The sequence below is a fragment of the Hoeflea sp. TYP-13 genome (assembly GCF_040932035.1).
Taxonomy (GTDB): Bacteria; Pseudomonadota; Alphaproteobacteria; order Rhizobiales; family Rhizobiaceae; genus Hoeflea_A.
Genome location: NZ_JBFRBB010000004.1, coordinates 332,954 through 352,550 on the forward strand (window position 1 = coordinate 332,954; position 19,597 = coordinate 352,550).

A 19,597-nucleotide genomic window follows, 5' to 3' on the forward strand; every position below is an offset into this window, starting at 1 on the left:
GGCAAGCGATCATGTCTGTAGCAAACTATTTCGATTCCCTCGATTACGGCCCGGCGCCGGAAGCCGACAACAATGTCCGCGACTGGCTCAAGAGCCACGATGCGTCCTTCGGCCATTTCATCGACGGTGCTTTCTGCCCGTCCACAGGCGGGAAATCCCTCTCGACCTTTGAGCCTGCGACCGGCAAGCCGCTTGCAAAAATTGCACAGGGAACGTCCGAGGATGTCGACGTCGCCGTCGCCGCCGCTGAAAAAGCGCAAGGTGCATGGGAAGCGCTCGGCGGCAAGGCGCGGGCGCGCCATCTTTATGCGCTCGCCCGCATGGTCCAGCGCCATGGCCGCCTTTTTGCGGTGCTTGAGGCGCTCGACAACGGCAAGCCGATCCGCGAAACCCGCGATCTCGACATTCCGCTGGTGGCACGGCATTTCTACCATCATGCCGGCTGGGCCGAGCTGCAGGATTCCGAGCTTGCCGATCACAAGCCGATCGGCGTCGTCGGCCAGATCATTCCGTGGAACTTTCCGCTGCTGATGCTGGCATGGAAGGTGGCTCCGGCGCTGGCGCTTGGCAACACGGTGGTCCTCAAACCCGCCGAGGCGACGCCGCTGACCGCGCTTCTTTTTGCCGAACTTGCAGCGCGCGCCGGTCTGCCGGCGGGCGTGCTCAACGTTGTGACCGGCGACGGCTCAACAGGTGCCGCCCTCGTCAAACATGACGGCGTCGGCAAGATCGCCTTTACCGGTTCGACCGAAGTCGGCCGCATCATCCGGTCCGAGACCGCCGGCAGCGGCAAGTCGCTGACGCTGGAACTCGGCGGCAAGTCGCCCTTCATCGTTTTTGACGATGCGGATATGGAAAGCGCCATCGAGGGCGTTGTTGACGCCATCTGGTTCAACCAGGGCCAGGTCTGCTGCGCCGGTTCGCGCCTGCTTGTCCATGAAGGCATCCACGACCGCTTCATCACCCGGTTGAAGGAGCGTATGGACACTTTGCGCGTCGGCCATCCGCTGGATAAGGCGATCGATATGGGCGCCATCATCGAGCCGAGCCAGCTCGAACGCATCAAGAGCCTCGTCGGCAAGGGTGTGGAGGAGGGCGCACAGGCCTATTCGCCCGACATCGCCATGCCAAAGGACGGCAGCTTTTATCCGCCGACACTCCTGACCGGCGTTGAGCCGGCCTCTACGGTCGCAACCGAAGAAATATTCGGACCCGTCATGGTGGCAATGTCCTTCCGCACGCCGGACGAAGCGGTGGCGCTTGCCAACAACACCCGCTACGGGCTTGCCGCGAGCGTGTGGAGCGAGAACATGAACCTGGCACTCGATATCGCCCCGCAGTTGAAGGCCGGTGTCGTCTGGGTTAACGCAACGAACCTCTTCGATGCCGCGGTCGGTTTCGGCGGCTACCGCGAATCCGGTTACGGTCGCGAGGGCGGCATTGAAGGCGCTTACGAGTATTTAAAGCCCAGGGCCTGGGCCGCGCGCAAGCCGCGCAAGCCCGCGCCGCCCGTTCCGGTTGTCGAAGCCACTGACAGCTTTGCACCCATGGCCGTGGACCGCACCGCCAAGCTCTATATCGGCGGCAAGCAGGTGCGCCCCGACGGCAATTATTCGCTGACGGTCATTTCGCCCAAAGGCAAGGTGATCGGCGAGATGGGCGAGGGCAACCGCAAGGATATCCGCAACGCCGTTCAGGCGGCGCGCAAGGCATCCGGCTGGGCCACCGCGTCGACCCATCTGCGGGCGCAGATTCTTTATTATCTCGGCGAAAACCTTTCGGCGCGCACCGATGAATTCGTCGCCCGCCTGTCGGCCATGACCGGGGTGAAGAAGCAGGATGCGGAGCGCGAGGTCGAAGCCTCAATCGACCGGTTCTTTACCTATGCGGCCTGGGCCGACAAGTTCGACGGCGCCGTCCACAGCCCGCCGCTGCGCGGCGTGGCGCTTGCCATGAACGAACCCATCGGGGTGGCCGGTGTCATCTGTCCTGATGAGGCGCCGCTCTTGAGCTTTGTCAGCCTCGTCACGCCGCTGATGGCGATGGGCAATCGTGTCGTCGCCATACCGAGCGAGCGCTACGGTCTGATCGCAGCGGATTTCTATCAGGTGCTGGAGACATCGGATGTGCCGGGCGGCGTCCTCAACATCGTCACCGGATACACAAAGGAACTGGCCAAGACGCTTGCCGATCACGACGATGTCGACACCGTCTGGGCCTTTGGTGACCGGGAAGTCTCGGAAATGACTGAGGCCCGTTCTGTTGGCAATATGAAGCGCACCTTCGTCGATAACGGCTTTGCCACCAACTGGTACGATCCGAAAGTCGCCGAAGGCAGGCACTTCCTGCGAAATGCCGTTCAGGTCAAGAATATCTGGATCCCCTATGGCGAATAGGATGGATTGGACGGCCGATACGGGCGGGCTTGAAACGGTCGCCCGGGCAACCCTGCAGGAGCAGATCTACCAGCAGCTTCGAAACCGGATCATGTCCGGTTTCTTTAAGCCCGGGCAGGCGCTCAGCATGCGTTCCGTTGCCGAGGCCGTCGGCGTGTCGGTCATGCCGGTTCGTGATGCGCTGCGGCGATTGGAGGTGGAAAACGCCCTCGTTGTCGGCCACAACCGGGCTCTGGAAGTGCCGAAACTCGACACCGACACGCTGATGGAAATCAGCGCCATGCGCGTGGCGCTGGAAGGTCTGGCGGTGGAACGGGCCATTCCGGCCATAGGCCCGGCTGATCTAAAGCTTCTGCGCAGCCACTGCGCCTCCATGAGCGACAGTATCGGCTCCGGTGACGTTGACGGTTACCTCGGTGCGAACTGGGCGTTTCACAGCCACATCTACCGCCGCGCCTCTGCCGATATTCTGATTTCGGTGATTGAAAGCCTGTGGTTGCGCATGGGTCCCTATTTCCGTCTCACCGCTGCGGACGACCGGCATCTGGACAATGCCATGATTATCCATCATGACATTGTCGAGGCACTTGAAAAGGGGGATGCGGCTGCCGCCCGCGCTGGAATCGTTGCCGATATCGAGGCCGCAACGCGCGACCTGACGGATTGGCTGATGAAAAATGCCGGGCAGGATGCGGCGATTTGACTATCCGATGAAATCGAAGATATCGATGAACGGGTCCGGCTGTGCCGGAGGCTTGCGGCTGGCGGTGATGACAATTGTCGGCGCGCTGCTGCTGATGCTCGCCGGGTGCAGCATGACAGGCGGCTCGAACGTTCAGCTTACGGACATTCCGGTCAACAAGGGCGCAGCTCTTGCTAAGATCAATGCCTACCGGGCAAGCCACGGTCTGCCGCGCCTTGCGCTGGATCCCGAGCTCGATGTCGCTGCAAACGACATGGCCCGGCTGATTGCCCGCAAGGACAGCATGAATACCCGCGCCCACAGCGCCAGAGGCCTTTCGGGTCGCCTCGACCGGGCGGGCTACGCGACCTATGCGGGCGCGGAAAACCTGGGAGCCGGCTATGTATCCTTCGATCATGCCCTTTCGGGCTGGAAGGGTTCGCCCGACCATGACAAGAATCTGCTCAACAAATACGTTACCCGCATTGGTCTTGCCAGGGTCCAGCGCCCCGACGGGCGCTATCTCAATTTCTGGGTGCTGATCCTGGCCCGGCCTGTTGCCGACGGCAGGCCGGCGGTTTAAGAACCGGAGTTTGCAAACCGGATGGCCCCAAACGGGGCCTGGCAATTTTCATGCGGCAGCCGACAATCCGGCATCGAGGCCTGAAATGATATGCTGCACATCGTCAGAACCGATGATTAGCGGTGGCGACAACAGGATATTGTTGCCTGAAACCCGGACCATGACACCATTTTCATAGGCGGTTTTCGCAACGGCTGAAGCAATGGGTTTGCCGGCTGGCTTCCTGGTATCTCGATCTTCGACCAGCTCGACCGCCGTCATCAGACCGTGCCCGCCGCGCACATCGCCGACAAGGGCGTGTTTCTTCATCAACTGCTGGACACCTGAGAACATCTCCCTGCCGCGCGCGGCGGCATTTTCAGACACGTTCAACCGTTTGGTCTCGGAAAGGCAGGCAAGCGCCGCCGCGGCACCGACCGGATGGGCGGAATAGGTGTAGCCATGGCCGATATTGGCTGTGCCCGTTTCATCCTTTTCAAAGGTTTCGGCGACTTCATTCGTGATCATCACCGCTCCGAAGGGGAAATATCCGTTGGTGATGGCCTTCGCCAGGCACATCATGTCCGGTTTGACGCCCCAGTGCCGCGATCCCGACCAGTCGCCGGTGCGGCCGAAACCGGTAATCACCTCGTCGGCAATCAGCAGGATACCGTTGCGCGAACAGATATCACGCACTTTCGGCATGAAGCTTTCATGCGGCGGGATAATGCCGCCGGCGCCGAGCACCGGCTCCATGATGAAGGCTGCGATTGTCTCGGCTCCCTGGAAGGCGATTTCGTCCTCGAGCGCCTGTGCGCACAGTTCGGCAAGCTTGGCAGGATCGCTTTCGTTGAACGGGTTGCGGTAGGTGTAGGGTGCAGGAATGTGATAGCAGCCCGGCAGAAGCGGCTCATAGGCGGTGCGGAACCGGTTGTTGCCGTTCACCGAAGCGCCGCCCATATGGGTGCCGTGATAACCCTTTTTGAGGGAGAGGAACTTGGTGCGCCCGGTTTCACCGCGCACCTTGTGGAACTGTCGCGCCAGCCGCAGTGCCGTTTCGACCGAGTCGGATCCGCCCGAGGTAAAAAAGGCGCGGGTCAGCCCGTCCGAGCCGAACCAGTCCTGCAACTCGTAGGAGAGCTCAATCGCCGCATTGTTGGAGGTTCCGGCAAAGGCCGAGTAATAGGGCAGCGCATCGAGCTGGCCGGTTATCGCCTGTTTGACCGGATCGCATGAATATCCGAGATTCACATTCCACAATCCGCCGACTGCATCGATGGTCTCGTGCCCGTCTATGTCCCTGATGCGCACACCGGATGCACCGGTGATGATCGTTGGCGTATTGGTCCTTAGCTGGCCCGGATGGCCCATCGGATGCCACAGGAACTTGGCGTTGTTTTCCTTCAGGAAATTGGAATCTTTCATGGCGCTTCTCCGGTAATTTCGAGCAGTGCGAGCGCGTGGGCAAAACCTGCCCCCGGCCTCGACACATCAAAGTGGACGGTCTTCATGCCAACGGCATCGGCACCGCGAATGTTGCGCGCCTGGTCGTCGACAAAAATGCAATCCCCGGCTTCGACTGACAGATCGCCGATGCAGGCCCGATAGGCCCGGCTGTCGGGTTTCAGGATCTTGGTGTAGGTGGCGTCGTGAATGACGTCGAATTCTTCGAGAAAAGGCAGCTTCCTTCGAAAATCCGCGCCGTAGAAAAGATCGAGCTCGTTTGACAGGATGGCGAGCTTGCACCCGGCGGCGCGGGCCCGCTCTATCGCATCGAGCGCTTCGGGCCGGATCACAGGCATTGGATCGGCGCCACGGGCCGCAATGACGAATTGTGACATTTGCGTCCAGCTCTCGCCGGCAAGCGCGGCAACGTCCCGGGTGCGCTGCAGCCAGTATTCCCGTTCGGTGATCTTATCGTCCTGCATGGATTGCCACAGCGGATCGCTCGCCGGATCGAACGGCCCGCGCCAGGTAAGAGTTCCGTCGGCAAGCCCGAGCGCCTTTTCCGTCAGTGCGTGGGTTTCAAACAATGTGCGGCTGATAACACCACCGAAATCGAGAACAAGGGCTTTGGTCATGCTGCTGTTCCCTCGACGTCGCCTTGCGGTTCAACGCCTCCCCAGGCCGTGGTGATATCGTTGGCGGCCTGTTTGATGATCGTGTGCGCCTTCCTGCGGAACGGGTCGGTCACACGGGAACGGGGCGTAGCGATGCCGACGGCGCCGGTAACCTGTCCGTCGGACGAAAAGACCGGCGCCGCCATGCCAAAGACGCCGTCTTCGAAAACCTGATCAACTTCGGCAATGCCTTCCTTGCGGATCGACGGCAACAGCGCCAGCAGGGCTTTTTTGTCCGTAACCGTGTGGGGTGTCAGCTTTTCCAGCTTTCCGGAAAGGATACGGTGAGTATCTTCAGCGGGCAGGAATGCAAGGCAGGCAAGGCCCGAAGCTGATGCGTGCAGTGAAATGCGTTCGCCGGCATCCATATGGACGCGCATCGCATGAACCCTTGATTCGATAAAATCGATGGTTTCGAGGTAGTCCTTGCCAAGCAGCAACAGATGGACAGTCTCACCGCTCTCATCCGACATGCGCTCCAAAATCGAGCGGGCGGATGCCTTCTGGGGAAATGTCGATTCCCGGATGTTGGCGAGTCTGAGGACGGCCGGCCCAAGGCGGTATTTGCTCGTCTTCACATTTTGCTCAACAAAGCCGCGATCAGCGAGTGAAGTCATCAGACGCAGGACTGTGGCCTTGTCGTATCCGGCCAGCCGGGCGAGATCGCTCAGTCCGATCTCAGGGCGCGACTCGGAGAAAAAATCAAGCAATGACAAGGCCTTATCAACCGTTCCCATCGTTTTTGAAAAGCTCCTCTTATTAGTTGGCCTGTTTTTTCTTGACAGATAAGCGGATTCAATTCAAGCTAAAAATAAACCAGCGGTTCAAATATTAAACCGATTGGGAATGATTTGTCTAAACAGGGTGCTTTCCAGGGAGGAATTTATGCGCAAACTGATTTCAACGGTCGCGATGGCGGCACTGGCGGTCTCGAGCTTCGGGATGGCGACGGCAACGGCTGAGTATCCGGAAAAACCGGTAGAGTTCGTCGTGCCGTTCCCGCCGGGCGATCTTGAGGACGTCATCACCCGCATGATCGCCGAGGACTTTCAGGCGAAATACGGCGTGGCCGCTGCCGTCATCAACAAGCCTTCCGACGGCGGACCGTTCCCGGGTGCCGCCGAAGTCGCGGTTGCACCGGCGGACGGCTACACGGTCGGCTCATTCGTGGTTGGTGTACCGGTGGTTGGACCGCAGGTCGGCATTCCCGAACTCAATCCCGATCCGTTCGAGCCGCTTGGCATTTTCATCACCTATCCGTTCGTCATGGCGTCGTCCAAGGCCAGCGGCATCAACACCATCGAAGATCTGAAGGGTACGGACGACAAGGCGCTCGGCCATTTCGGCTCCTTCCTCATTCCGACACAGGTTTCCTTTGCGCTAGCCAAGCAGATGGGCTTCGAATGGGGCTCGGAAGCGGCCTTTGATGCTCTGGACTGCAACACGCTCGCTTCGGGCGACGTCGATGTCATCAACACCACGTTGCAGCTGATTTTGCCGTGTCTCGAGGATGTAAACGTGCTGGCTTCGATCACCGGAGAGCGTATCGCCAAGACGCCCGATTCGCCCACCGTCGGTGAGGTCGAGCCGAGCCTTGCGGTTTCGCTCTGGAACGGCCTCTTCGTACATAAGGACACGCCGCAGGATGTACGCGACAAGATCATTGCCGTTGCCAAGGAAACGGTGATGTCGGATCGCGCCCAGGAAGTGGCCAAAAATACCGGCGCGCAGATCTACTGGCTCGGTGCCGATGAATCGGCAGAGCAGATCAAAAAGGACATCGCCACCACTGCCGCAATCGAAAAAATGCTGGCAAACTGAAGCCGGTAATGCCGCCGCCTGAACGGGCGGCGGCAACGGCTTTATTGCGGGATTGGCTCCCATGGCAGATGAAACCCCCAAACTCGAGCAGATCGCAGCCGCCGAGCGGCTCGGCGGCGACCGCTATTTCGCCATTGCAATTGTCGTCCTGTCGGCCGGGCTCCTTGCTCTCATCGGCGAACAGACGCAATGGAAGAACGGAAGCGCGTTGTTGAAGCAACCGGCCTTCTGGCCCGGCATTAGCCTCATCGGCATGACCGTTTGTGCGCTGCTCTATCTGGCGCAGTCCCTTCGGTCCGAACGATATGTATCCTGGGACCGACGCGAACTGGTAGTGTGGCTGCGCTGCCTGGAATTTCCGATCTGGTTCATGGCTTACGTCTTCATCGTACCGGTCGTCGGTTACCTGCCGACTTCAGTTGTGTTTAGTCCGTTGCTTGCAAGGCGCATGGGGTATTCGTCATCGCGTGTCCTTCTGTCCGCCGCGCTGATGGGAGCCTTTATTGTCATATTGTTCAAGGGTTTCCTGCAGGTCCGCGTTCCGGGTGGGGCGCTTTATGAATACCTGCCGGACACCTTGCGAAACTTCATGATCCTTTACCTGTGAGCGGTTAGCGATGGATATTGTTCTCGACGGATTTGCGATACTTGCCCGCTGGGATGTCGTCGCCGCTCTCCTCATCGGTTCTGTCGGTGGTGTGATTATCGGCGCCATTCCCGGTGTCGGCGCGGCCGTCGCCATTGCCATTTTGCTGCCGGCGACATTCTCCTTCGATCCCATCGTCGGCCTCACGATACTTCTCGGCATCTATGGCTCCTCCATGTATGGCGGTGCCATACCGGCGGTGCTGATCAACACGCCCGGAACGGCGGTCAACGCGCTGACCACCTATGACGGTTATCCGCTGACGCAGCGCGGCGAAGGCAGAAGGGCTCTCAGCCTTGCCTATTCCGCGTCGTTTTTCGGCGGCATATTTTCCGTCCTTTGCCTGATCATCCTGTCGCCGCTTCTCGCCTCGATCGCCCCTCATTTTGGCTCGCGGGAGATCTTTCTCGCCGCACTGCTGGGCCTGGTGCTTGCCGTCATCGTGCATCGCGGACAGTCGGTCATTGCAGCCTTCCTGGTGTTTTTCGGCATATTCATCAATACGATCGGTCTGCACACGGCGACGCTGACGCGCCGCTTCACCTTCGATCTTAATTTCCTGGCGTCCGGCATAAATCTCATCGTTGTCGTTCTCGGGCTCTTTGCTCTCAGCCAGGCCTTTGTGCTGCTTGTCGGCCGGGATGAAAGTCCCGAGACAAAGCCGGTTTCAGGCGGCCTGTTTCAGGGGCTTGGCGAGGTGTTCAAATACCCCGGCACGGCCACAGCTTCGTCCGGCTTCGGCGTTGTCATGGGCATGATCCCCGGTGTCGGCGAGTTCATGGCGCAGTTCCTGTCCTACACATTTGCCCAGCGGCGGTCGAAAACGCCCGATGAATTCGGCAAGGGCGCGCCCGAGGGGCTGATTGCATCGGAGGCTTCGAACAATGCCGTTCCGGGTGCCGCGATGATCCCGCTCCTGGCGCTCGGCGTGCCCGGCGAAGCGCTGACAGCGATGATGCTGACGGTCTTTTACGTCCATAATGTCGTGCCCGGCCCGCAGCTCTTCCAGAACCAGCTTGACTTCGTCATGGCGCTTTATCTGGCGCTGCTCATCCTCAATGTAATGGTGCTCGTCTTCCTGCTTTTTTCGACCAACATGCTGCTGCAGGTCATTCGCATACCGACCCGGTTCCTTGGCGTGATGATCCTCACCCTTGCCTTTGTCGGCGTCTACTCGCTGCGCAACAGCGCCTGGGATTGTGTCATAGCCGCCGTTTTCGGGTTCATCGGATTTGTCCTCAAACGGCTTCGCCTGCCCATTGTTCCGATCATTCTCGGCATGGTTCTCGGGCAGATCATGGAGGTCAAGCTCAGGGCGTCCATGGCGCGGGTCAAGACGCCGCTTGATTTTATCGACCGGCCCATCGCCTTCATTCTGTTCTGCGCGATTGTCATCATCATCGTCATGCACGTCAGAACGTTGATCAAAAACCGCAAAGCCGAAAGAACCGAACATGCTTGATCAGCACGCAATCGATACGTTGCGGCAACACACCGTCCCAGCCCAGAAGCTTTTCATCGACGGCGACTGGCGGGCCGGCAACGGCGGTACGCTGGATGTCATAAGCCCGATAGACGGAAATGTGCTGACCACAATCGAGCGGGCGACAGCCCAAGACATGGAAGGCGCCATCGCATCTGCGCGGCAGGCCTTTGACGACGGCCGCTGGTCCCGCATGGCGCCCGCCGGCCGCAAGAAAGTGCTGCACAGGCTTGCCGACCTCATCGAGCGCGAGGCTCTTGCCCTTTCCGTGCTCGGCGTTCGCGACAACGGTACGGAAATCAACATGGCCTTCAAGGCCGAGGCCGGATCTGCCGCCAGCACGTTCCGCTACTATGCCGAGGCGATCGACAAGGTCTTTGGCGAAATTGCTCCGACGGCTGACGATATTCTGGCTCTCGTGCACAAGGAGCCTGTCGGCGTAGTCGGCGCTATTGTCCCCTGGAACTTTCCGCTGATGATCGGTTCGTGGAAGATTGCGCCGGCGCTTGCGGCAGGCAATAGCATGGTCCTGAAGCCGGCCGAGACCGCATCCCTGTCACTGTTGCGCCTTGCCGAACTCGCCTCGGAGGCAGGCCTGCCTGACGGCGTGCTCAACGTCGTTACCGGTAAAGGGTCGGTTGTTGGCGAGGTGCTCGGATTGTCGATGGATGTCGACGTTCTTGCCTTTACCGGCTCCGGACCGACCGGTCGCCGGCTGCTCGAATATTCGGCCCGCTCCAATCTCAAGCGCTGCTATCTCGAACTCGGCGGCAAATCGCCGAACATCGTATTTGCCGATGCGCCTGATCTCGACCGCGCCGCAAAGGTTTCCGCCTCCGGTATTTTCCGAAACTCAGGTCAAGTTTGCGTTGCCGGTTCCCGGCTTCTGGTGCAGCGGGACATTCACGACGACTTTGTCGCGGCCTTGGCAAAAAACGCCGAAGGCTTTTCGGTTGGCGATCCGCTTGATCTCGCCAGCGATATCGGCGCGGTCAACAGCCTGGTCCAGCTTGAGGGCAATATTGGTTTTGTTGAAACGGCGCAAAAGGAGGGCGCGGAACGCGTGACCGGCGGGAGCCGCATCCTGGAGGAAACCGGTGGCTATTACATGGAGCCGACCGTCCTGACGGGCGTCAAATCCGGTGATACGATCGCCCAGAAAGAGGTTTTCGGCCCGGTGCTTGCCGTCATAACATTCGACACGGAAGAAGAGGCCGTGGCAATCGCCAATGACAGCGATTTCGGCCTTGCCGGTGCCGTCTGGACGGCGGACCTGTCACGGGCCCACCGGATGATCCGGAAGGTCAAAACCGGGGTCATTCACGTCAATACCTATGGCGGTGCGGATGGAACAGTGCCGTTGGGCGGCGTCAAGCAGTCCGGCAATGGCCACGACAAGTCGCTGCACGCGCTCGACAAATATGTCGATCTGAAGACCGCATGGATTCAGCTCTAGACGCATCTTGATGAAGGAAACGCCATGTCCGACAAGACGATCCTGATCATCGGAACCTACGACACCAAGGATGACGAGCTGAATTATGTCGCCTCGCGCATCCGCTCGCAGGGCGGCCAGGTTCTGACCATGGATGTCAGTGTGCTTGGGGATCCCTCGACACCAACGGACTATTCCAAGCACAATGTTGCCGAAGCCGGCGGCTCCTCGATTAAGGCGGCGATCGATTCGGGCGACGAGAATACCGCAATGCAGATCATGGCCGATGGCTGCGCGGCGCTTTGCCTGAAACTGTGGCAGGACCGGGTGTTTGACGGCGTTATCCTGCTCGGTGGCTCGATGGGCACGGATCTGGCGCTGGACGTAACATCGGCTCTTCCCGTCGGTGTTCCTAAATATATCGTCTCGACCGTCTCTTTTTCATCCATGCTGCCGCCCGAGCGGCTTGCGCCCGATGTGCAGATGATCCTGTGGGCGGGCGGTCTCTACGGGCTCAACGCCATCTGCAAATCCTCCCTGTCGCAAGCGGCCGGTGCGGTTCTCGGTGCCGCAAGGGCGGTTGAGGCGCCGGCTCGGGACCGGCCGCTTGTCGGCATGACGAGCCTCGGCTCCAGCGCGCTGCGCTATATGCTGCGTCTCAAACCTGAACTTGAGGAGCGCGGCTTCGATCTGGCGGTTTTTCACGCCACCGGCATGGGAGGCCGGGCCTTTGAAGGTCTTGCCGCCCAGGGTGCATTTGCCTGCGTCATGGATTTCTGCACCCAGGAAGTCGGCAATTACGTTCATGGTTCAAGCATTTCTGCGGGTCCCGACCGTCTGATGGCCGCCGGCACTCACCGGGTGCCGCAGATCGTCTCCGCCGGATGTTACGATCTTGTCGATATCGTCGCCTGGCAGGGCGTTGCCGACAAATGGGCAAACCATCCGAACCATACCCACAACCGGTTGATCAACTCGATCGTATTGAATGCGGAAGAACGCCGTGAGGTTGCCCGCGCGCACGCTGAGAGACTGGCGCAGGCAAAAGGGCCGACGGCCTTCCTGATGCCCAACAAGGGCTATGGCGAATGGGACCGGGAGGGCGCCGATCTGCATGATCCGGAAGGGCTCGGCGCGTTTCTGGATGAAATGCGCAAATCCATGCCGCCTAATGTGGATTTCCGCGAACTCGATTGTCACATCAATGACGACGAATTTGCCGACGCGGCACTGGAGATCTTTGACGGGTGGCTCGAAAAGGGCCTTATCACCCGCTAATTATCGTGCCGCCGGGTTATGCCCGACCGATTTGGGTGCGATTTGATTTGCATGAAGCGGACATAAAGTGCCAATCTATTGTTCAAGCTTGAACGCATTTGGCCGGAGCCGCTGCAATGATCCCGAGGAAACCGCAGGCGCAGCTTGCAACCCATGAAGTCATCAACATGCCGCCGCATATGGGCGATCAGGATTTGTGGTGCGACGATACGGCGCTTCGCGAGGGTGTTGAGCGCGAGGGCGGCGGCTGGGCGGCCGATGACCTGGCAGCCATGGGAAAGGCTGCCGGCTCCTCCGACATTTTCGAAAAAGCCGACCAGGCCAATCGTCATATACCGGAAATCAGGCCTTTCGACCGTTACGGTATGCGCATCAATCAGGTCGACTTCCACCCTGCCTATCATGATCTGATGACGGTCGCGAAAGAGCGCGGGACAGGCAGTTTTGCCTGGAACCATGAAGGCCCCGGAGCCCAGGTCGCGCATATGGCACTGGTTTACATGTTCAACCAGCCCGAGGGCGGTGTGCTTTGTCCGATGGCGATGACCTATGCTGCGATTCCGGCCCTGCGCACGACGCCGCAGGTTGCCGATGAATGGGTCCCTCGGCTGCTTTCAAGTGCCTATGATCCGCGCGATATTCCGGTGACGGACAAGTCCGGTGCCACGATTGGCATGTTCATGACCGAAAAACAGGGCGGATCTGATGTGCGCGCCAACTCCACGCGCGCCGAACCCATTGGGCCTGCCACCGGCAAGGGCGCAGAATATCTTCTGACCGGGCACAAGTTTTTCTGCTCTGCGCCCATGTCGGACGCATTCCTGACGCTCGCCTACTCCGAGGGCGGTCTGAGCTGCTTCCTGGTGCCGCGCTGGCGCCCGGACGGCGAGCGCAACAATCTGATGATCCAGCGTCTCAAGGACAAGCTCGGCAACCGTTCCAACGCATCGTCGGAAATGGAGTTTCTCGACACCTACGGCGTCATGGTCGGCGATGAGGGCCGCGGTGTGCGCACCATCATCGATATGGTGCAGGGCACGCGCATCTATTGCTGCATCAGTTCGGCGGCCCTTATGCGTCAGGGCCTTGTCCAGGCGCTGCACCACACAAGCAACCGGTCGGCATTCCAGAAACGGCTGATCCAGCAGCCGCTGATGCGCAACGTGCTTGCGGATCTCGCGGTGGAATCGGAAGCTGCGCTGGCGCTTGCGCTGCGCATTGCCCGGGCGATGGACGAGGCGGGGAGCGACGAGACCTCCGCTGCTTTTGCCCGGATCGGCACGGCGCTTGGAAAATACTGGAATTGCAAGCGTGCGCCCGGTCACATTTTCGAGGCGATGGAATGCCATGGCGGTCCAGGCTACGTCGAGGAATCGATCATGCCGCGCCTTTACCGGGAAGTTCCGATCAACAGTATCTGGGAGGGGTCCGGCAATGTCATGTGCCTCGATGTCCTGCGGGCCATGTTCCGCGAGGAAGCCGCTATCCCGGCGGTTCTGGGAGAGCTGGAGCTTGCGCGCGGAGCACATGCGAAGCTGGATATGGCAATCGATGGCGTTAAGGACGCGCTCTCCGATCAGTCCGATCTTGAGCTGCGGGCGCGCGGCGTGACGGAAATGATGGCGCTGGCGCTGCAGGGCGCCCTGCTCGTGCGTTATGCGCCCTCGGCCGTCTCGGATGCATTTTGCGCGTCGCGGCTCGGGTCCCGCTGGTCCGGCGCCTATGGCGCTCTGCCGGCAAATGTTGATTTTGACACGATCATTGAACGCGCTATGCCGGGCTAGAGCGTTTCTTGTTCATACGGGATCATTTGATGGCGGAAAATCGGCTCACTCGGTTAGGCGCGTCGCACAGTGCGATGTGGTGCATCGGGCAAGCGGCGCAACAACGCCGATGGGCCGATTTTCCCCACCCTCAAAAGGGCTATGCTATTGATATGCAATGCTGAACGGGCCGGGCTATTTTGCCCTCTGACTGTGTTGGCTTGCGCTTGTGGTGGGCAAACACCACGGCGCGCAACCCGCCTTGTCCGAAACCAAAATAGCCTCGGTCAAATGATCCCGTATGAACAAGAAACGCTCTAATTCACCGTATCGTCGTCGCAAGGCCAGCTTTCGGGCGGATTCAAGCCTGCCGGCAGCACTGTTTCCGCATCGCCGCAACTCAATTCGAGTTGTGTTTGTATCAGCCCGGTGGTCCCTGAAAGATCGGTCCCCTCAAAACGGGTCAAAAACAGATAGGCCGATGTGAAGTTGATCGGGCCGGTAAGATCTGCTCCGCGGAAATCGGCGCGTGCCAGTATCGCAAAATCAAAATTGACATTGCTGAGATTGGCTCCGGAAAATGTTGAGCGGCCGAGTTCGGCCTTGGCAAAATTCGTGTCGTGCAGTGTTGAGCCGGAAAAATCGGAGCGTTGCAGTTCCGATTTTTCGAAATTGGCATTTGTCAGATCGGTATTGTGGAACTGCGAACGAAATCCGACGACCTTGGTCAGATTTGCGCCAACCAGGGTGGATCCGTCCAAATGCGCCTTCAGCAGATTGGCCTTGGTCATATCGGCATCGTTAAGCTTCGAATCGCGCAAATCGGTGGACGTGAAGTCTGTACCGCGCAGATCCGCGCCGGTCAGCGTGGTGCCTTTGAGGATCAGATTGCGCTTGCGGCAGTCGGACCAGTCGACGCCCTGGCCCGGCCCGTCCGAGCAGCCTGCCATGGCAGGCGAAACGAACCCGGTCAATGCCGTCACCGCAATAGCCGAAACCAGGGAAGCGCAAATTGAAAAGCGGGAAATGGGCATGAGAATCGCTCCGGTTAAACGCCTAGGGGAATGTACAAATGTACAACTCACAATGGCGGCAACATAATGAAAAATCCGTGTCTTCAAAACCGGAACATGCGGCATAAGCGCCACCGGAGCCTGATAGTCACCCGATGACGCGATGCCGCTCCGATTATACGACCAGGATTTGCGAATGTGTCGGCACACGGCTGTAAAGATCGATGATATCCTGGTTCATCATCCGCACACAGCCGCTCGAGACCGCCTTGCCGATGGTCCAGTATTCGGGTGAGCCGTGGATGCGGTACAGCGTGTCGACTTTGCCCTGAAATATGTAGAGCGCTCGCGCACCAAGTGGATTATCGAGCCCCGGCGGCATGCCGCCATTGTCCGCGCTCCAGCGCTCCAGTTCCGGTTGCCGGCGGATCATTTCGGCCGGAGGGGTCCATTTGGGCCACACCTGTTTCCAACCGACACGGGCGCGCCCCGACCACTCGAAGCCGGCTCTGCCGAGACCCACGCCGTAACGCATGGCGCTACGATCTTCCTGCACGAGATAGAGGTAAAACTGCCGCGTATTGACGACGATGGTGCCGGGTGCCTCAGGGCCGAAATAGTTGACCTGCCGCCGATAGTACTTCTCAGGCACGCGGTTGAGATCGACGGCGGGAATTGGAAAGCGCTCGCCGGGCACCGGCCCGTACATAAGCGCATAGGTTCGGCTGACCTGCGGACGCGCCGGGTTCAAAGGCAGCTCGTCGGTCGTCGTCGAGCACCCGGCTACGGCAAGCCCGCAAAGGCTTGCCGATCCCGCCAGAAACTGGCGGCGGTTTGGATTGAAACGTGACACCATGACACCCTACTTTCCGGCCTCGAAAAAGACCGCGCCCGTTTCCGACGCGTCATGTCCAATGCTGTAGACCGTGTAGTTCGCATCGGGATCGTCGCCCATGCCGGGTGCGCCCTGCGGCATGCCCGGAACGGCAATCCCGCGAACCGCCGGGCGTTCGCTGAGAAGCTTGTCGATTGCCGCCACCGGCACATGGCCTTCCAGCACGTAATTGTCCAGGACCGCAGTGTGGCAGCCCTGCATATTGTCCGGGACACCGGCCTGCTTCTTGATCGGATCGAGATCTTCCAGATCCCTGACCGTGACGTCATATCCTTCCGCCGTCATGATTTCGGTCCAGGCTTCACAGCACCCGCACCAGGGTGTCTTGAATACCGTCATTTTTGGCTTTTCGCCGGCATCGGCGGCGGCCCATCCGGATAGGCCAATAATTGCTGCAAGCAGCATTGTCTGAAACTGTCTCATCGTTCTGTCCTTCTTCGGCTCTTGTTTGCCTGGGAGCCATTGTTGGATGAGGAGATTTCATCACCCTTGCCGCATGGATCGAATTGCCGGATAAAAACGGCAAAACGGTGCCAGAATGGCAGCCATCTCTCAATTGGTGGTGAATGCTCCTGATTGTTTATGCACCCGAACCGGCGGCCCGCCGGTTCAACAATCAGACAATTGGCGGACGATGCAGCCTGCCGTCGGCAGGTGTCGGCGGCGGCGCGTATGTTTCCTCGTCATAATCCTGCAATGCGCGCAGGACCGTAATATTGCTGGATGCCGGCAGGAAGGAGCAATCGACGGAGCACGGTGCCGCCGTTCGGCTCTTGGCCAGCTTGTCCGCGCAGCAATGGGAAACCGTTTCGGCCACCAGACCGGCAATCGGTCCGGTTTCCACGGTTTTTGCTGTCATGCTCATTGGCATTTGCTGCGTCGACGGCCCATGCGCCGCGAAACCGAACGTCGCGGTGAAAAGCAGCACAACAAACGCACAAACCCATTTCCTCATGTCGTTTGAATAGCCTGTCGGGTTCTCGATTTCCAGAGTTCCGGCTTCACGCAATCGTGAGCAAGGCCGGTCAATTTGACACAGAGCAACATATCCGCCGGGTGCTCTTGACCTTCCATCTACTGGAATCTCTATCCTTGGGCAAATTGGAAGAGACTGATGTCAGATGCATTTAAGAGGATAACATCCTCGCCCGAGTTCAATGTCGCCGTTTTTTCGTTCCTGCTTCATTATCTCTGGGAGTTCATCCAGGCGCCGACCTATGCGGGCATGATCGAGATGAACCATTGGGACGGCATCAAACTGTGTACGTCCGCAACCTTTGGCGATGTGGGTTTTGCACTCACCGCATTCTGGGTCACCAGCATTGCCGCTCGCTCACGGCAATGGATTTTGGCTCCGACCGCGCCGAATCTGCTGGTTTTCCTGGCGGTAGGGATCGCTTTGACGGTGGGTTTCGAATTCTATTACACCAATATCTCGCTGCGCTGGACCTATTCTGAACTGATGCCGCTGGTTCCGCCGTTTGGAACAGGCCTCAGCCCACTGCTGCAATGGATTTTTATTCCGCTCCTTGTGGTCTGGTTTTCCAGACGGCAAATCAGGGGAGCAAATCCATAGGGGCAGGATGCGAGCGCTCTTTCACAGGCTTGCCATGGTTGTGCGTTGCGGGCATGAACATGATCCGCGGATTTGTTGCTGCGTGGGTCGGCATCCCGCCAACGGGCAGCAATGCCGGGAGGGCTACCCACATCACCGGTGCGCCCCAAACGCAAACACCGGTCTGTTGCCGGCGGTTCGAAACCTCATTGGATTCCGTTGCCCCTTTGCAGTTCCCGCACATACAGCACAATTTTCTCGACCTGCGCCGAGTTGATCCCTTCTACCGCAGGCATATTGCCGAACGTCCAGTGATGGGCCCGCACACCGTTTTTGACCGCAAGCTGAAATGCGGCATCGCCGTGGTGGCCGGGCTCGTAAATCTTGTGCACCAGGGGTGGGCCGAACCCGTCGCGTCCTGACGCGTTTTCGCCGTGGCAGGTGCCGCAGTTTGCGTCAAAAATCTCTTTGCCCTGAGCTGCGGCATCTGAGAGTTGGGGAACGCTGACGGTCACCATGACCGACCCGCCCGGCGTATTGACTGTTCCTTGCACCAGCCACCAAAGAACAGCTGCTGCAAGGGTGGCAATTAAGGCAAGTCCAACGTCACGGCGCATGGATCAGATATCCTGTCGAATGTTTGCGGAATTTGAAGTCACGGTCTAGTGCGACCTTCCGATAACGTATCCGATGACAACACCGGCGCCGAGGATTATGAGCACGCCGGCAAGCATTCCAAATCCCATCGGCATCACGCTCCAATTGTTCATCATATCCATCATGGCAGACTCCAATTTTGTGACTATGGTTGTTCAGATGGATATGTAGGGGTTCCAGTAGGTGGAAGGTCAAGGATGCAGTGGCATGACGCGACTGGACATCCCCTTTTGGCATCCATAGGTTCAACCCGCGGTCCATTGCGAGGATGAGCATGTACAGATTGATTTTGGTGTTCAGTGTTTGCGTATTGCTGGCCGGGTGCCAGGCGCAGATGACATTCGACCGGTTGGACCCTGTCGACAAACAGGCGCTCATCGACACCAAGTCCGCAGATTGCAAGGCATTTGGCTTTAAGCCCGGAACAACGGCCTATGCCCAGTGCATCCAGGCCGCCATTCTCGAGCGCGATCGGGCAATCTCGCAGCGGCAGGCGGCAACGATCGCCGCATCGAGGCCCCGTTACTGTGCAAACATTGCCGATCCGTATGCATTCTGCTGATCTGCAACCGGTTTGCTGATTTGAATTTGCGACAATGCGTGTGTGATATGAAACCCGGAGCCTAGTGCATCCGCCGACCGGAGACCGCAATTCGTGCCGACATGGCTGACCAACGTCGAACCGCTCGTCCGGCAATTCGGTTTGCCGGGGCTGTTTGCCGATGTTTTTCTGGAGGCGCTGGGTTTGCCGCTGCCGGGCGAGACGCTGATCATTTTCGCCTCCGGCCTTGCCGCCCTTGGACAGCTGAATATCTATGCCGTGGCGCTGACCTCTTTTGCAGCGGCCGTGACTGGCGACAATGTCGGGTATCTGATCGGACGCAGGCTGGGCCGGCCACTGATTGTCCGCCACGGCAGCCGCTTTGGCATCACCCATGAACGGCTGCAAAAAGCAGAAATTCTTATCCAGAAACGTGGTCCTGTGATTGTCGCCTTTGCCCGGTTTTTTGTCCTGCTGCGTCAGCTTAACGGCATAGCGGCGGGCACTGCCGGCATGCACTGGCTCAGATTTCTGATTGCCAATGCGGTCGGCGCCGCGCTCTGGGTGGGCTTTTGGGCAATGCTCGCCTACCACTTCGGCAAGGATGTTTCGGTCCTGCCTAACCTGTGGCACCACCTGTCGCTCATCGCCATGATCGTTGTGCCCGCGCTCATTGTCATTCTTGCCATAGCCGGAGTTGTGGCGTGGATGTGGAGCCGGCGGTCCAGGTAGCGCGGGCCGCAATATGGT

Annotated in this window: 20 protein-coding genes; 12 read left to right on the top strand and 8 right to left on the bottom strand. The window is 59.2% G+C overall.

The window, feature by feature from the left end:
* Nucleotides 1-11: 11 nt before the first annotated feature.
* From ABVT35_RS21835 to ABVT35_RS21845, 3 genes are read left to right on the top strand one after another with little or no spacing between them, the layout of a single operon-like run.
* A complete protein-coding gene (locus ABVT35_RS21835; protein WP_368469313.1) occupies nucleotides 12-2,396 on the top strand; it encodes an aldehyde dehydrogenase family protein in 2,385 nt (794 codons plus the stop codon).
* Nucleotide 2,397: 1 nt separating this feature from the next.
* Nucleotides 2,398-3,099, top strand: coding sequence for a GntR family transcriptional regulator (locus tag ABVT35_RS21840; RefSeq protein WP_368469315.1), 702 nt, complete (start codon nucleotides 2,398-2,400; stop codon nucleotides 3,097-3,099).
* Nucleotides 3,100-3,106: 7 nt separating this feature from the next.
* Complete coding sequence (locus tag ABVT35_RS21845) at nucleotides 3,107-3,661, top strand: CAP domain-containing protein (protein ID WP_368469316.1); 555 nt, start codon at nucleotides 3,107-3,109, stop codon at nucleotides 3,659-3,661.
* 48 nt (nucleotides 3,662-3,709) lie between these two features.
* Here ABVT35_RS21845 and ABVT35_RS21850 read toward each other — a convergent pair whose 3' ends face one another.
* Genes ABVT35_RS21850 through ABVT35_RS21860 form a run of 3 tightly spaced genes read right to left on the bottom strand, consistent with a single transcriptional unit; the run spans nucleotide 3,710 to nucleotide 6,497 of the window.
* Nucleotides 3,710-5,065, bottom strand: coding sequence for an aminotransferase class III-fold pyridoxal phosphate-dependent enzyme (locus ABVT35_RS21850; RefSeq protein ID WP_368469318.1), 1,356 nt, complete (start codon nucleotides 5,063-5,065; stop codon nucleotides 3,710-3,712).
* On the bottom strand, nucleotides 5,062-5,721 hold the full coding sequence (locus tag ABVT35_RS21855; RefSeq protein ID WP_368469320.1) for an HAD-IA family hydrolase: 660 nt from the start codon (nucleotides 5,719-5,721) through the stop codon (nucleotides 5,062-5,064). The genes ABVT35_RS21850 and ABVT35_RS21855 overlap by 4 nt, the downstream gene beginning before the upstream one ends.
* Complete coding sequence (locus ABVT35_RS21860; RefSeq protein WP_368469322.1) at nucleotides 5,718-6,497, bottom strand: IclR family transcriptional regulator; 780 nt, start codon at nucleotides 6,495-6,497, stop codon at nucleotides 5,718-5,720. The genes ABVT35_RS21855 and ABVT35_RS21860 overlap by 4 nt, the downstream gene beginning before the upstream one ends.
* A gap of 148 nt (nucleotides 6,498-6,645) precedes the next feature.
* Between ABVT35_RS21860 and ABVT35_RS21865 the strand changes: the two genes are divergently transcribed.
* The 6 genes from ABVT35_RS21865 (at nucleotide 6,646) to ABVT35_RS21890 (ending at nucleotide 14,207) form a co-directional block, all read left to right on the top strand.
* Nucleotides 6,646-7,581 (top strand): tripartite tricarboxylate transporter substrate-binding protein, encoded by a 936-nt coding sequence (locus ABVT35_RS21865; RefSeq protein ID WP_368469324.1) that lies wholly within the window; start codon nucleotides 6,646-6,648, stop codon nucleotides 7,579-7,581.
* A gap of 61 nt (nucleotides 7,582-7,642) precedes the next feature.
* Nucleotides 7,643-8,188 carry a tripartite tricarboxylate transporter TctB family protein gene (locus ABVT35_RS21870; protein ID WP_368469326.1) on the top strand — a complete coding sequence of 182 codons (546 nt, stop codon included), beginning with the start codon at nucleotides 7,643-7,645 and terminating at the stop codon, nucleotides 8,186-8,188.
* A gap of 10 nt (nucleotides 8,189-8,198) precedes the next feature.
* Complete coding sequence (locus ABVT35_RS21875) at nucleotides 8,199-9,689, top strand: tripartite tricarboxylate transporter permease (RefSeq protein ID WP_368469328.1); 1,491 nt, start codon at nucleotides 8,199-8,201, stop codon at nucleotides 9,687-9,689.
* Complete coding sequence (locus ABVT35_RS21880; RefSeq protein ID WP_368469330.1) at nucleotides 9,682-11,166, top strand: aldehyde dehydrogenase; 1,485 nt, start codon at nucleotides 9,682-9,684, stop codon at nucleotides 11,164-11,166. The genes ABVT35_RS21875 and ABVT35_RS21880 overlap by 8 nt, the downstream gene beginning before the upstream one ends.
* Nucleotides 11,167-11,190: 24 nt before the next feature.
* A complete protein-coding gene (locus ABVT35_RS21885; protein WP_368469332.1) occupies nucleotides 11,191-12,423 on the top strand; it encodes a Tm-1-like ATP-binding domain-containing protein in 1,233 nt (410 codons plus the stop codon).
* A gap of 116 nt (nucleotides 12,424-12,539) precedes the next feature.
* On the top strand, nucleotides 12,540-14,207 hold the full coding sequence (locus tag ABVT35_RS21890; protein WP_368469334.1) for an acyl-CoA dehydrogenase family protein: 1,668 nt from the start codon (nucleotides 12,540-12,542) through the stop codon (nucleotides 14,205-14,207).
* A 296-nt stretch (nucleotides 14,208-14,503) separates the two neighbouring features.
* Here ABVT35_RS21890 and ABVT35_RS21895 read toward each other — a convergent pair whose 3' ends face one another.
* From ABVT35_RS21895 to ABVT35_RS21910, 4 genes are all read right to left on the bottom strand, one after another.
* Nucleotides 14,504-15,220: a pentapeptide repeat-containing protein gene (locus tag ABVT35_RS21895; protein WP_368469336.1), complete on the bottom strand. Its 717-nt coding sequence runs from the start codon at nucleotides 15,218-15,220 to the stop codon at nucleotides 14,504-14,506.
* Between the two features lie 154 nt (nucleotides 15,221-15,374).
* Nucleotides 15,375-16,055, bottom strand: coding sequence for a L,D-transpeptidase (locus ABVT35_RS21900; RefSeq protein ID WP_368469338.1), 681 nt, complete (start codon nucleotides 16,053-16,055; stop codon nucleotides 15,375-15,377).
* 6 nt (nucleotides 16,056-16,061) lie between these two features.
* Nucleotides 16,062-16,517, bottom strand: coding sequence for a DUF411 domain-containing protein (locus tag ABVT35_RS21905; protein ID WP_368469340.1), 456 nt, complete (start codon nucleotides 16,515-16,517; stop codon nucleotides 16,062-16,064).
* 193 nt (nucleotides 16,518-16,710) lie between these two features.
* Nucleotides 16,711-16,959, bottom strand: coding sequence for a hypothetical protein (locus ABVT35_RS21910; RefSeq protein ID WP_368469341.1), 249 nt, complete (start codon nucleotides 16,957-16,959; stop codon nucleotides 16,711-16,713).
* Nucleotides 16,960-17,208: 249 nt separating this feature from the next.
* On the opposite strand from ABVT35_RS21910, the gene ABVT35_RS21915 reads away from it, so the two are divergent.
* Nucleotides 17,209-17,670: a hypothetical protein gene (locus ABVT35_RS21915; protein WP_368469343.1), complete on the top strand. Its 462-nt coding sequence runs from the start codon at nucleotides 17,209-17,211 to the stop codon at nucleotides 17,668-17,670.
* Between the two features lie 185 nt (nucleotides 17,671-17,855).
* Here the strand turns inward: ABVT35_RS21915 and ABVT35_RS21920 are convergent, their stop codons facing one another.
* Nucleotides 17,856-18,266 carry a cytochrome c gene (locus ABVT35_RS21920; protein ID WP_368469345.1) on the bottom strand — a complete coding sequence of 137 codons (411 nt, stop codon included), beginning with the start codon at nucleotides 18,264-18,266 and terminating at the stop codon, nucleotides 17,856-17,858.
* Between the two features lie 314 nt (nucleotides 18,267-18,580).
* Here ABVT35_RS21920 and ABVT35_RS21925 point away from each other — a divergent pair, with 314 nt between their 5' ends.
* Together ABVT35_RS21925 and ABVT35_RS21930 are read left to right on the top strand one after the other, a co-directional pair.
* Nucleotides 18,581-18,868 carry a hypothetical protein gene (locus ABVT35_RS21925; protein WP_368469347.1) on the top strand — a complete coding sequence of 96 codons (288 nt, stop codon included), beginning with the start codon at nucleotides 18,581-18,583 and terminating at the stop codon, nucleotides 18,866-18,868.
* A 93-nt stretch (nucleotides 18,869-18,961) separates the two neighbouring features.
* Nucleotides 18,962-19,579 carry a DedA family protein gene (locus ABVT35_RS21930; protein ID WP_368469349.1) on the top strand — a complete coding sequence of 206 codons (618 nt, stop codon included), beginning with the start codon at nucleotides 18,962-18,964 and terminating at the stop codon, nucleotides 19,577-19,579.
* Nucleotides 19,580-19,597: the final 18 nt, after the last annotated feature.